Here is a 13,234-nt window from a genome sequence, read left to right on the forward strand (position 1 = left end):
CAACGCCAGGGCGAAGCGGGCTTAGGTCGCCGGACTCCGGGGGACGTCAATGAGCCAACTGCTGATCACGGAATATCTGAACGATTTGGCGACGCTGAAGCGCGTCTCTGGGGCTCAGCGAGAATCCGTAGTGCGCGAGGCGTTCAAGGACCTGCTGAAGAAGTGGGGCCGGTCTCAGAACCTTGTCTTCATCCCCGAGCACGAGATCATCACCACGGCCAAGGTCCGCAACTATGTGGACGGCGCCCTGATGCACGATCTGCGCGTGCCCTTCGGCTATTGGGAAGCCAAGGACGCGGACGACGATCTGGACGAGGAGATCGCCAAGAAGTTCAGGCGCGGCTACCCCAACACCAACATCATCTTCGAGGATTCGACCCAGGCCGTGCTGATTCAGAACGGCGCCGAGGTCATGCGTTGCAAGACCGACGACGGGCCCGAGCTTCAGCGCCTGCTGGAACTCTTCTTCGGCTGGCAGCGGCCCGAGATCGCCGAGTTCAGAAAGGCCATCGCCCAGTTCAAGGCCGATCTGCCGGCCGTTCTGACCGAACTGCGCCGCCGCATTGACGAGGCCCAGGCGACCAACGCCGCCTATCAGGCCGACGCCGCGGCGTTCCTGAAACAAGCCAAGACCGCCATCAATCCGTCGGTGACGGCCGACGATGTGCGCGAAATGCTGATCCAGCACATCCTGACGGAAGACATCTTCGCCCGTGTCTTCGGCAATGACGACTTCCACCACGAGAACAATGTCGCCAAGGCCCTACACGCCCTGGATTCCAGCTTCTGGCGCGGCGACGTCAAACGTCAGACCCTGGCGGCGCTGGAGCCCTATTACGCCGCCATCCGCTCGACCGCCGCCCTGATCAGCTCCCATTCGGAAAAGCAGGGCTTCCTGAAGGCGATCTACGAGAACTTTTACAAGGTCTACAACCCCAAGGCGGCCGACAAGCTGGGCGTGGTCTATACGCCCAACGAGATCGTGCGCTTCATGATCGAGAGCACCGACTGGCTGTGCGAGAAGCATTTCAAGAAGTCACTGATCGACCGGGACGTGAACATCCTGGACCCCGCCACCGGCACGGGCACCTTCATCGTCGAACTGATGGAGCATTTCCGGGGGCGGCCGGAGAAGCTGGCCTACAAATATCTGACCGAGCTGTACGCCAACGAAGTGGCGATCCTGCCCTATTACGTCGCCAATCTGAACATCGAGGCGACCTACGCCGCCATCGTGGGCAAGTATGAGGAGTTCCCGGGCCTGTGCTTCGTGGACACCCTGGATAACGTTGCTGCGCTTGGCATCTATTCCGGCCACCAGCACGACCTGTTCGCCACGATTTCGGACGAGAATTCAGAGCGGGTGCGGCGTCAGAACAGCCGCAAGATCAGCATCGTCATCGGCAATCCGCCCTACAACGCCTGGCAGGAAAACTACAACCAGAACAACGCCAACCGCCCCTACCACCGGGTCGATCAGCGGATCAGCGCCACCTATGTCAAGGAAGGCACGGCCCAGAACAAGAACAGCGTCTATGACATGTACACCCGCTTCGTCCGCTGGGCCTCGGACCGGGTGAAGGACGAGGGGGTCATCGCCTTCATCATCGGCCGCAAGCCCTTCGCCAAGGCCGCCTACGACGGCTTCCGCAAGGTGATCGCGCGCGAGTTCGCCGAAATCTGGGTCCTCGACCTGGGCGGCGACGTGCGCGACAACCCCAAGCTGTCGGGAACCAAGCACAATGTCTTCGGCATCCAGACCGGCGTCGCCATGGTCTTCCTGGTCAAGAAGAAGGGCCACAAGGGCGGGGCCGTCATCCGCTATGCGCGGCGACCCGAGATGGAAACGGCCGAGGAAAAGTTGCAGGCCATCTCGTCCATCGGCGGGTTACACCAGCTAACAGTAGATACGATCCAGCCGGACAAACAACATCACTGGTTGGACCAGACTCACAACGATTGGGACGCTTTCCTGCCGCTTACCGGGGGGCCTCAAGGGGGGCTGTTCGAACTCGTATCAAACGGTATCGAAACGAAAAAAGATGAGTGGGTCTACAGCATCTCTGAAGACACTCTGAAGGCAAAAGCCCGCAGGCTTGTGGACGCATATGAATCCCGCCGAGCTGGAGGCGCCATCGATACCTCAGTGAAATGGGACCGGGAATCCGAACGCCACATTCGACAAGGAGAAAAAGTTACCTACTCGGATAACGCGATCGTGCAGGTAAACTATCGCCCTTTCTCAAAGCGGCATCTTTATTTTGATCGTTGCCTTAATGCGTACCAATTTCGGGCAGACGATTTCTTTCTAAAAGGCCGAGTAAATTTTGTCATCGCTTTTAGCGATCCTGGTTTCCGTTCAGGCTACTGCTCTCTTGCTTCGGCACTACCGATTGACCGACATTTTGGTGCGGCGGTTGACGGCTATCGATACACCGGTCGCTATCGGTTTGTAGGAAAAGACCAGATCGACAATGTGACAAGCTGGGCGCTGAAACAGTTCATCGACCGCTACGGCAAGGCCGCCGCGATCACCAAGGACGACATCTTCGCCTATGTCTATGCGGTGCTGCACGACCCCGTGTACCGCGAGACCTACGCCCTGAACCTGAAGCGCGAGTTCCCGCGTATTCCCCTCTATCCCGATTTCCGTCGCTGGCGCGACTGGGGCCAGGCCCTGCTGGACCTGCACATCGGCTATGAGGCCGTCGAACCCTTCGCCCTGACCCGCACCGATGCGCCCGACCCCAAACGGGCCGAGGGCACGACCCCGGCGGTCAAGCTGAAGTCCGATCCGGACAAGGGCGTCGTCGTGCTGGACGCCGACACCCAGTTGTCGGGCATACCGACCGAGGCCTGGAGTTATCGGCTGGGCAACCGCTCGGCCATCGACTGGGTGCTGGACCAGCACAAGGAAAAGACGCCCAAGGACCCGACCATCCGCGAGAAGTTCAACACCTACCGCTTCGCCGACTACAAGGAGACGGTGATCGACCTCTTGGCCCGCGTCGTGACCGTCAGCCTGCAAACCCTCGCCATAACCGACGCCATGTCCGCCCTGCCGACCAGCGCCCGCGACCAGAAGAAGACCGAAGACTGATGACCTCGCCGACCACCGTCCCGTCTTTTGAAGCCTTCATGCAACCGATCATTGATCGTCTGAAGGCGCATGGCCGTTCGTTGACCAATGCCGAAATGCTGGAGGACATCGCGGCCCATATGGGGCTGACGGATGAGCAGATGAGCCTGCGCCATGGCAAGTGGAACCAGTTGGTGGTCGAACAACGGCTGGGCTTCGCGCGCAGTTGGCTCAAGCTGGGCGGCGCCGTCACCAACAGCCAGCGCGGCGTCTGGACCCTGACGCCGCTGGGCGCCGCGATGACGCCGCAGGAAGTGGCGGCCATCCCGAAGAAGGTTCAGCGCGACTATGCTCGAAAGGCCAAACAGGGCGCCTCTGACAGCCCGCCTCTCGAACTGATGGAGGACGAGCATTTGGAGGGAGACTGGAAGGACCGTCTGATGGCCCTCCTGCTCGCGCTGGAGCCCGCCGCCTTCGAACGCCTATGCCAGCGTCTGTTGCGCGAGTTCGGCTTCATCAAGGTGGAGGTGACGGGCAAGTCCGGCGACGGCGGGATCGACGGCACGGGCGTGCTGCGGGTCAATCTGCTGTCCTTCCACGTCTTGTTCCAATGCAAACGCTATTCCGGCTCGGTCGGCGCCGGCGCCGTGCGCGACTTTCGCGGCGCCATGGTCGGGCGCACCGACAAGGGGTTGATCATCACCACCGGGACCTTCACCGCCGATGCGCGGCGCGAGGCCACGCGCGACGGCGCCCCCGCCATCGACCTGGTCGATGGAGACGCCCTCTGTGATCTGCTGAAGGATCGTCGCCTGGGCGTGACTGTCGAAATGGTGGAACAAGTCACCGTGGACGAAGACGCCTTCGCCGCCTTCTGACCCCCGATGTCCGCCACCCAACCCGACCTCTTCGGCGACCCCGCCCCGGCGGCGCCCGCCTATGTCGTGCCCTATCCCATTGCGGTGAACACCCTGCGGCGGACGCTGGAGATGTTGCAGGCGGCCGAGGTCTGGCCCTGGGATGCGGACATGAAGGCGGCGCGGATGGAGCGCAATGTGCCCAAGATGCTGGCCGTCCTGCCCCCGGACGAGGCTGCGGACTGGCGCCGCCGGATCGAGGCCGAGGCCGCGCGGCTCGACGGCTGACCGCCCGCAACCCTCGCGGCCCTGCGGCGCTATGGCGAGACCGTCCGTCCCGCGCTAAGTTTCGTTCATGACCCTTCTTCGACGCCGAAGCCCGCTGCGGCCAAGCCGTCCATGTCCCTGACCCACGCCGTGCTTCAGGCGGCGAACCGCCCGATGGACGCCGCCGCCGTGTCGCGCGCCTTCAAGGGCGGCGGCAAGCGGATCGAACAGCGGGTGGTGCAGGCCCTGTCCACCCTGGTCCGCTACGGCTGGATCAGCGCCCTGCCCGGCGGAACCTATGCCGCGCGCCGCGCGGCTTGACGGAGACCTGATCAATGCCTCGACTATGGATGGTGCGGCTCGGCAAGTTCGGCGAACAGGAGGCCCACGCCCTGGAAACCGGGGAATTGGTCACGGGATGGGAGCTGCCGGACCTGACGCCTGCCGACACGCGCGAGGCGGTGCTGTCCATCCTGCACCAGGCCCTGCCGGACGAACAGCCGGGCACGTTGCGCAACTGGGCCGCTCAGCTGAACCAGTTGAAGAACGTCGCCGTTGCAGGCGATCTGGTGGTGACGCCCTTGAAGACCACCGGTCGTCTCGCCGTCGGCAGGCTTCAGCCCGGCTATATCCACACCGAGGCCGGGGCGCCCGCCCGTCGTGTGGAATGGCTGCGCACGGATCTGCCGCGCGACGCTCTGAAACAGGATCTGCTGTATAGTCTCGGCGCGTCGCAGACGGTGTGCGAGATCAGCCGCAACGAAGCGCTGGCGCGCCTGCTCGCTGCGGTCGAGACCGGCGTGGACCCCGGCGCAGCCGCTCTGCCCTCGACCAAGCCGTCATCGACGCCGGAAACCGGGGCGGAGGAAGCCGCCGAAACGTCCGATATCGCGGACCTGGCCGAGTTGGCGCGCGACCAGATCGAGCGGCGCATATCCAGCCAGTTCGCAGGCCACGCCTTCACGCGCTTGATCGCCGCGCTTTTAGGAACTCAGGGATATCAAGTCGAGGTGTCGCCACCCGGGCCGGATCGAGGCATCGACATCGTCGCAGGCCAGGGCGCCCTCGGCCTGAGCGGCCCCAAGCTTGTCGTTCAAGTCAAGTCCGGCGGCATAGTGGTGGACCAGCCGACGCTTCAAGGACTGATCGGCTGCATCCATGACGTTCATGCCGATCATGGCCTTTTGGTCAGTTGGTCCGGCTTTAGCCCGCCAGTACGAAAACGTGTGAATGAGCTGTACTTCCGAGTGCGGCTTTGGGACCGCAAACAGATCGTTGACGCCCTGCTGACCCATTACGATGACCTTCCAGCCGACATACGCGCCGAACTGCCGCTGCGACGCATCTGGACCCTGGTTCCTGACATGACGGTATAATCGCCTTCGATCGCAAAAAGGGGCGGCGGACCGAAGTCCGCCGCCCCGTTCTTGTCGCGCTGACGTCGCCTTAGAAGGACTTGGTCAGGTTCACGAAGGCCGTGCGGCCCAGGTAGTCGTAGCCCGAGTACAGCGGGGCGTTGCCGACCCGGTTGTACACGCCCGCCGAGATGGTCGGGGGGTTTTCGTTGAACAGGTTGCGAACGCCCAGGGTGGCGGTCCAGCCGTCGGCCGAATACTGGACCGAGGCGTTGTGCAGCCAGTAGTCGTCCACCGCGAGGTCGTAGTCCGAGGTGACCGGATCTTCCTCATAGTAGGCGTAGCTGTCGGTGCCCTGGATCCATTCGACGCCGTAGCGGACGCGCCATTGGTCCCAAGCATAGGAGACGTCGGCGGTGCCGGTGAACTCCGGATTGTTGACCATGCCGGTGTAGTCGACCAGCGGGTCTTCCTCGAACAGCTTGTTGGAGATCTCCGTGTACTGGGTGATCGCCAGGTTCAGCAGGGCCGTGCCGGGACCGACGTCCTTGCGATAGCGGACCGTATAGTCCAGCCCCTTCACATTGTCGGTGGCCAGGTTCACGTAGCTGTCCGAGACCGTCAGGCTGTTGTCCGCCGGATCACGCGACACCAGGCGGCAGAAGCCGGCGTCGGCGGCGAAGTCTTCCGGGTTGGAGTCGTAGCAGCGGGTCAGGATTTCGCCTGCGCCGGTGCGCGACACGCCGTTCTCGACCTCGATCTCATAGTAGTCGACGGCGAAGGCCAGGTCGCCCCAGCTTGAAGGCATCGGAGGACGCACGACCAGACCCAGGGTCATGTTGGTCGAGGTCTCGGCCGACAGACCGGCCTCAGCGCCCCCGGCGGTGATCACCCGGACGCTGTTGGTGGACTGGAAGTCGCCGGCCAGGCCTTCGGACGCGCAGTTGGCGACGCGGTTGGGGTTCACGCCCGGCGCGCCGTAGTCGTTGCAGCGGTCGATCGAGTTCGACTGGAAGCCGCTGGTGGCGCCGACGAACTGTTCGAACAGGGCCGGGGCCCGGTAGGAGGTGCCGTAGGTGCCGCGAACCGTGATCCAGTCGATCGGACGATAGACCAGACCGACCTTGTAGGTCGTGTCGTCGCCGTAGGAGTCATAGTCGGTGTAACGGGCCGAACCGTTCAGGGTCAGCTCGCGAACGCCAGGCAGATCAACCAGCAGCGGGGCCTCGATCTCGCCGAAGACTTCCTTCACCGAATCCGAACCGCGGGTGATGGCCGAGGTCGAATAGTTGTAGGTGTTGCCCAGCTGGCTATCCAGGCCCGGGGTGTCGTCGATCTCGGACTCACGCCATTCGGCGCCGAAGAAGCCCATGACACGGCCGGCGGGCAGGCTGAACAGCGGACCGTCGATGCCGATGCTGGCGACCTTCTCGATGAACTCGGTCGTGCCGGTCACCGGACGGAAGACATAGTCCTTCCAGTCCTGCGGCAGGACGCCGCCGATGGTCTGGGTCGTCAGGGCCGGAGCCGCGACACAGCCGGGGTTCGACGCCAGGGCGGCGCACTGGAAGCCGCCCGCGCCGTCGCTGACCACGTCCAGCGAAGCGATCAGATTGTCGGTCAGGAACTGTTCGCTGGTGTAGGTCGACTTGGACCGCGAATAGCTGACATAGGCGTCATAGCGCCATTCAGGCACGAAGAAGTCGCCCTTGATCCCGGCGACGTAGCGGCCGAAATCGACTTCCTGTTCGGAGTGATCGTTGCCGTAGCCGATGAAGGCGCGCACGCCGACGTCTTGGCCCTGGTTCAGCCCTTGGTCGCCAAAGGCGACGCTGCCCTGCAGATTGGCGGGGATCAAGGGGCTGCCGACGGCGTAGTCCAGCGCCAGCTGGCGGTAACCGGTTTGCGACGACTTGCGCTGATTGAACAGGGCCTCGCCGTAGATTTCAGCATTGCCCAGGGCGTTCAACTGATAGCCGGCTTCGCCGTACAGGGTGGTGATCTCGACCGGCGAGATCAGCGACTCGTTCAGCATCCGGTCTTCGAAGGTGTCGCGGACGTTCAGGTCGTTGCCCGGGCCGCCCACGCCTTCAAAGCCGACCAGACCGGTCGTGACGGCCGAGTTCGGACGCCAGCGGTTGAAGGTCGTGCCGGTCGCGCCCGGCGCCGCGACGCCGGTCGTAGCGCCCGTGGCGATCGTGTTGATCGTCACGCCGTTCGAGCCGGTCGTGGTGACCGGATAGCATTTCGACTGGCCGGTCAGCGGGTCGATATAGTCCTGGCCGTTGCGGAAGCCGTCGGTCTGGCAACGGGTGAACTCGCGGTCGCGCAGGGTCAGTTCGTCGCGCTCGTAGCGCTCGATCGAACCGGCGGCGCGCCAGCGATCGCCACGAACGCCTGCGGTCAGCGACAGACGGGTCGAACCGCCCGCGCCATTGGCCTCCAGCGGCTCGTTGCGCTGTCCTTCAAAGACCAGGCCTTCGAAGTTCTGGCGGGTCTGGATATTGACCACCCCGGCGACGGCGTCGGAGCCGTAGACCGAAGAGGCGCCGTCGCGCAGGACTTCGACCCGGTCGATCATGGCGGTCGGCAGGACGTTCAGGTCAGCCGCGCCGACCGAACCGCGCGAACCGGCCGGCGAAACGCGACGGCCGTTCAGCAGCACCAGAGTCCGGCTCGGGCTCATGCCGCGCAGGCCGATGGTGTTGGCGCCGGGGCCGCCGTCGGTGACATAGCCGCCGTAGGCGTTGTTGATTTGGGACGTGCCGCCGGTGACGGCGGTGCTTTGCAGCGCCTCAGTGGTCGAGGCGAAGCCCTGCAGGGTCGCCTCTTCGCGTGTCACCACCTGGGTCGGCGAGGGCGCATTGTAGTTGTCACGCCGGATGCGCGAGCCGATGACGACGATGTCCTCGACCTGGGCGGAGCCGTCCTGGGCCGCCGTTCCGTCCTGAACCACGGCGGCGTCCTGGGCCAAGGCGCCAGAAGCGGCCAAGACCGAGATAGAAGCGGCCAATCCCCCGACAATCGTCGAAGAAAGAAGAGTGTTTTTACGAGTACGCATACGCCCCATTCACAAACAGTATTGATACACTACTTAGATCGGTAGCCGGGTAACAAAGGTATATATCACCGATACATCAAATGTATCAGTTCTGTGACTCTGTTAAGGATCAGGAATACGGGCCGCAACCAAAAAGTCGCACAAACGTACGATTAGCGACGAAAAACCGCAAAACAGCAGCCACGTCGCGGCATATCGAAGCATGTTCTTTTCGCGTAGTGACGTTTTGTCGCCATTTTTTGGCCCGCATGCGCCACATTCTGGGCGCTACAGGCGCTCTTCGGCTCTCTGGCGCCCTTGAAGTCGCCGCACTAAGTTCTGTTCATGAACCGTTCTTCGACGCCGAAGCCCGCTGCGGCCAAGCCCGCCAAGCCCGTCCCCGCCAAACCCGTCCATGTGCCCGATCCCGGCGTGCGGGAGGCGGCGGCCGCCTTCATTCGCGACACCGGGAAAATGCCGATGTTCGCCCCGGCGACGGGTCCGCGCCTGACGCCGGAGGAGCCGGTCGCCGCCCCGGCCGACTGGGTTCCGCACCGCCCCTCGCGCGAAGGGGCCAAGAAGGGCGGGCGCTTCCGGCTGGAGACGAAATACACCCCCGCCGGCGATCAGCCCGCCGCCATCGCCGAACTGGTGGCCCAGGCCGAGGCGGGCGACCGGGATCAGGTGCTCTTGGGCGTCACCGGCTCGGGCAAGACCTTCACCATGGCCAAGGTCATCGAACAGACCCAGCGCCCGGCCCTGATCCTGGCCCCCAACAAGACTCTGGCGGCCCAGCTCTATTCCGAGTTCAAGAGCTTCTTCCCGGACAATGCGGTCGAATATTTCGTCAGCTACTACGACTATTATCAGCCCGAGGCCTATGTCCCGCGCACCGACACCTATATTGAGAAGGACAGCTCGATAAACGAGCAGATCGACCGGATGCGGCACTCGGCGACGCGGGCGATACTGGAGCGGGATGATGTGATCGTGGTGGCCAGCGTCAGCTGCATCTACGGCATCGGCTCGGTCGAGACCTATACGGCCATGACCTTCACGCTGAAGGTGGGGGACCAGATCGACGAGGCGAAGCTGCGGGCCGACCTGATCGCGCTGCAGTACAAGCGCAACGACCTGAACTTCGAACGCGGCATGTTCCGCAAACGCGGCGACGTGATCGAAATCTTCCCGGTCCACCTGGAGGACCGGGCCTGGCGCCTCAGCCTGTTCGGCGACGAGCTGGAGGCGATCCAGGAGTTCGACCCCCTGACCGGCAAGAAGACCGCCGAGCTGAACGAGATCACCGTCTACGCCGCCAGCCACTATGTGACCCCCCGCCCCACGCTGAACCAGGCGATCACCGGCATCAAGGCCGAGCTGAAGGAGACGCTGGACTGGATGATCGAGAACGGCAAACTGCTGGAGGCCCAGCGGCTGGAGCAGCGCACCCGTTTCGACCTGGAGATGATGGAGGCCACCGGCAGCTGCGCCGGCATCGAGAACTATTCCCGCTGGCTGACCGGCCGCGCCCCCGGCGAGCCGCCGCCGACCTTCTTCGAATACATCCCCGACAACGCCCTGCTGTTCGTGGACGAGAGCCACGTCACCATCGGCCAGATCAACGGCATGTTCCGGGGCGACTACCGCCGCAAGTCGACCCTGGCCGAATACGGCTTCCGCCTGCCCTCCTGCATCGACAACCGCCCGCTGAAGTTCGAGGAATGGGACGCCATGCGCCCCCAGACCATCCACGTCTCGGCCACCCCCGGCCCGTGGGAGATGGAGCGGGCCGGCGGCGTCTTCGTCGAACAGGTCATCCGCCCCACCGGCCTGATCGACCCGCCGGTCGAGATCCGCCCCGTCTCGGGCGCCACGCGCAACCAGGTCGACGACGTCATCGACGAGGTCAAGGCGACGACGGCCAAGGGCTATCGCAGCCTGGTCACCACCCTGACCAAGAAGATGGCCGAGGACCTGACCGAATACATGCATGAGCAGGGGATCCGCGTCCGCTACATGCACTCCGACGTCGACACGCTGGAGCGGATCGAAATCCTGCGCGACCTGCGTCTGGGCGCCTTCGACTGCCTGATCGGCATCAACCTGCTGCGCGAGGGGCTGGACATCCCCGAGTGCGGCCTGGTCGCCATCCTGGACGCGGACAAGGAGGGCTTCCTGCGCTCCGAGACCAGCCTGATCCAGACCATCGGCCGGGCCGCGCGCAACGTCGACGGCCGCGTCATCCTCTACGCCGACCGCATGACCGGCTCGATGGAGCGCGCCATCGCCGAGACCGACCGCCGCCGCGAACGCCAGATGGCCTATAACGCCGAACACGGCATCACGCCCGAGAGCGTCAAGCGCGACATCAAGGAAATCCTCGACAGCCCCTATGAGTCCCGCGAGATGGACCGCCTGACCCGCCCCGGCGTGGCCGAGGCCTCCAAACCCTTCGTCGGCTCCAACTTCCAGGCCGCGCTCAAGGACCTGGAAGGCCGCATGCGCGAGGCCGCCTCCAACCTGGAGTTCGAGGAAGCCGCCCGCCTGCGCGACGAGATCAAGCGCATGAAGCTGCTGGACCTGGAATTCGCCAACGAGGCCCTGACGGGGGCGGGCGAAGAGGTGGACAAGTCGGCGCCGAAGAAGTGGCGCAGGGAGGCGGCGGCGGAGAAGGCGGAGGCGTTTAGGAAGGGGCGGTAAAAGCACCCGCCCCCGATGGTTAGAGAACTTGCAAGCCACGAGATCCCTGCTAGCGTGAGTTGCACTGACACCCGGGGGATCGATTGGCTCAAGTCTCGTCTATTGCCGACCTGCTAGCAGCACTACGGGCGGACCACTCTGACCATACGGGAGCGCTTTGGTTCAGAGGCCACGCCTCACATGACTGGAAGTTACTTCCTGGTTTCCTACGGGAGGAAACAGATACGTCTGAGGGCACGCTCATAAGTCGCTTTCGTCAAAGCGCCGCAATGCTAACTGAACGCTCCCCACGAGAATCTTTCGACTGGCTATTTCTCATGCAACACTACGGTGTTCCCACAAGATTACTGGACTGGACGGAAAGCCCACTCATAGCGCTTTATTTCGCGCTATACGACGACCCATCACTTGATGGCGTTGATTCTGCTTTATGGTACCTAAAACCGACCGCATTAAACATGAATGCAAATATAGTTGACCCGCATGAACCTAACTATATCCCTGCATTTGAAGATCAAGAACTCCAGTCATACTCATTTGAGAGTCTTCGTCAAAACGAACGTATTGTTCTTTCGCCAGTTGCAGCAATAGCGACTCGGAATAACGCTCGCATTCAAGCTCAAATGGGGGCATTCACAATACATCACAACGGACGAACCCCTCTCGAAGAGGTTGGCGATGGATCTCACGTAACAAAATACCACATTCCGGCCAGAGCCCGAGAGGAAATAATGGCCGAACTATCAATGCTTCACATTAATCGCTTTACGGTGTTCCCTGAGATGGCCAGCATCGGATCAATTATACGGGATTCGATGTGATGAGTTACGTTGAAACATCGCCCTTAAAGAACAGCACAGTCATGATGCTCCACTCGGAGCGCGATGAGATTGAGACAACGCCTCCGTATCAAAGAGCAGGAGGAGTTTGGACGATCGAGAAGAAGAGGTTATTGATAGACTCAATACTCAACGACTACGATATTCCGAAACTTTATTTTCATCAATACGACAGCCAACGCATGCTGGCTACCGGAAAACGTTACGCCATCATTGACGGTAGGCAGCGCCTGGAAACGATATGGGACTTTATGGATGGAGGCTTCTCGCTCGGTCCAGACGTTGAATATCAAAGAGACAATTCGATAGACCTAAGAAACCTCGGCTACGCTGACATAGCTGTAAGCCATCCCAAAATTCGCATCAAGTTTGACTCATTTGTTCTTCCCGTCGTGCTTGTAAGCACTCAGGGCGATGAAGACGAACTTATAGAAGACATGTTTTCTCGGCTTAATGAAGCAGTTCCTCTAAACGCCGCCGAGAAACGCAACGCCATCGGTGGAGAAATGGTCGGCGTCATAAATCGAATTTGCGCTAGGCGATTTTTCACTGAAAAGTTGCGAATAACCAATAGACGCTACCAGCATAAGGAAGCAGCCGCCCGCTTCCTCCTGACTGAAGATAGCCTCAAGAAAAACAAGCGGCTTATAGATACCAAGCGCGTCTATCTCGACGCCCTAGTGAAAAACAACAAACAATCGTCAGACACTACATCCTCCCTAGAGTCGGAAGTGTCTAACGTAGTTGACGCGATGAGCGAGATATTTATGGATCGAGACGAACTATTATCTGCTCAGGGAAATTTAGTTATATACTACCTAATATTTCGAAGCGCCCTTGAATACAATGAAATGGATCGACTGAACAGACGAGCCCTTCTGGATTTCCGTGCCAAACTTTCAGAAAACAGGGTCAAAGCAGAGTTTGATTATGAAGGAGCATCATTCGAACTCCTTGAGTATGACCGTTTGAGTCAGCAAGGGACAAATGACGCCTCATCTATTCGAGAAAGGTATGGAATTCTCGCTCGACACCTCGGGCTTACAAAGGTTGATTTGGAGCCTGGACGAATTTCTGAAGTGCACTAATACAGGTGA

Annotated in this window: 9 protein-coding genes; 8 read left to right on the plus strand and 1 reads right to left on the minus strand. The window is 61.7% G+C overall.

The window, feature by feature from the left end; all coding sequences use genetic code 11:
- The first annotated feature begins 49 nt into the window (after nucleotides 1-49).
- The 5 genes from BSP_RS15295 (at nucleotide 50) to BSP_RS15315 (ending at nucleotide 5,579) form a co-directional block, all read left to right on the plus strand.
- Entirely contained in the window at nucleotides 50-3,100 is a 3,051-nt protein-coding gene (locus BSP_RS15295) for a type ISP restriction/modification enzyme (RefSeq protein ID WP_152950895.1), read from the plus strand.
- Entirely contained in the window at nucleotides 3,100-3,957 is an 858-nt protein-coding gene (locus tag BSP_RS15300; RefSeq protein ID WP_152950896.1) for a restriction endonuclease, read from the plus strand. The genes BSP_RS15295 and BSP_RS15300 overlap by 1 nt, the downstream gene beginning before the upstream one ends.
- Nucleotides 3,958-3,963: 6 nt before the next feature.
- Nucleotides 3,964-4,224 (plus strand): hypothetical protein, encoded by a 261-nt coding sequence (locus tag BSP_RS15305; protein WP_152950897.1) that lies wholly within the window; start codon nucleotides 3,964-3,966, stop codon nucleotides 4,222-4,224.
- A 111-nt stretch (nucleotides 4,225-4,335) separates the two neighbouring features.
- Nucleotides 4,336-4,524: a hypothetical protein gene (locus BSP_RS15310; RefSeq protein WP_152950898.1), complete on the plus strand. Its 189-nt coding sequence runs from the start codon at nucleotides 4,336-4,338 to the stop codon at nucleotides 4,522-4,524.
- Nucleotides 4,525-4,538: 14 nt separating this feature from the next.
- Entirely contained in the window at nucleotides 4,539-5,579 is a 1,041-nt protein-coding gene (locus tag BSP_RS15315) for a restriction endonuclease (RefSeq protein WP_152950899.1), read from the plus strand.
- 70 nt (nucleotides 5,580-5,649) lie between these two features.
- On the opposite strand, the gene BSP_RS15320 is transcribed toward BSP_RS15315, so the two are convergent.
- Nucleotides 5,650-8,550, minus strand: a complete 2,901-nt coding sequence (locus BSP_RS15320; protein ID WP_227975989.1) for a TonB-dependent receptor domain-containing protein — start codon at nucleotides 8,548-8,550, stop codon at nucleotides 5,650-5,652.
- Nucleotides 8,551-8,943: 393 nt separating this feature from the next.
- Here BSP_RS15320 and uvrB point away from each other — a divergent pair, with 393 nt between their 5' ends.
- From uvrB to BSP_RS15335, 3 genes are all read left to right on the plus strand, one after another.
- On the plus strand, nucleotides 8,944-11,298 hold the full coding sequence (uvrB, locus tag BSP_RS15325; protein WP_152950900.1) for an excinuclease ABC subunit UvrB: 2,355 nt from the start codon (nucleotides 8,944-8,946) through the stop codon (nucleotides 11,296-11,298).
- Between the two features lie 83 nt (nucleotides 11,299-11,381).
- On the plus strand, nucleotides 11,382-12,119 hold the full coding sequence (locus tag BSP_RS15330) for an FRG domain-containing protein (protein WP_152950901.1): 738 nt from the start codon (nucleotides 11,382-11,384) through the stop codon (nucleotides 12,117-12,119).
- Nucleotides 12,119-13,225 (plus strand): DUF262 domain-containing protein, encoded by a 1,107-nt coding sequence (locus BSP_RS15335; RefSeq protein WP_152950902.1) that lies wholly within the window; start codon nucleotides 12,119-12,121, stop codon nucleotides 13,223-13,225. The genes BSP_RS15330 and BSP_RS15335 overlap by 1 nt, the downstream gene beginning before the upstream one ends.
- Nucleotides 13,226-13,234: the final 9 nt, after the last annotated feature.

Origin of the sequence: Brevundimonas sp. Bb-A, assembly GCF_009394735.1 — a bacterium.
GTDB classification, from domain to species: domain Bacteria; phylum Pseudomonadota; class Alphaproteobacteria; order Caulobacterales; family Caulobacteraceae; genus Brevundimonas; species Brevundimonas aurantiaca.

Coding starts and splice junctions, on each gene's coding strand:
- BSP_RS15315 (WP_152950899.1), top strand. CDS start 4,539: ATGCCTCGACTATGGATGGTGCGGCTCGGCAAGTTCGGCGAACAGGAG.
- uvrB (WP_152950900.1), top strand. CDS start 8,944: ATGAACCGTTCTTCGACGCCGAAGCCCGCTGCGGCCAAGCCCGCCAAG.
- BSP_RS15300 (WP_152950896.1), top strand. CDS start 3,100: ATGACCTCGCCGACCACCGTCCCGTCTTTTGAAGCCTTCATGCAACCG.
- BSP_RS15310 (WP_152950898.1), top strand. CDS start 4,336: ATGTCCCTGACCCACGCCGTGCTTCAGGCGGCGAACCGCCCGATGGAC.
- BSP_RS15305 (WP_152950897.1), top strand. CDS start 3,964: ATGTCCGCCACCCAACCCGACCTCTTCGGCGACCCCGCCCCGGCGGCG.
- BSP_RS15295 (WP_152950895.1), top strand. CDS start 50: ATGAGCCAACTGCTGATCACGGAATATCTGAACGATTTGGCGACGCTG.
- BSP_RS15335 (WP_152950902.1), top strand. CDS start 12,119: ATGAGTTACGTTGAAACATCGCCCTTAAAGAACAGCACAGTCATGATG.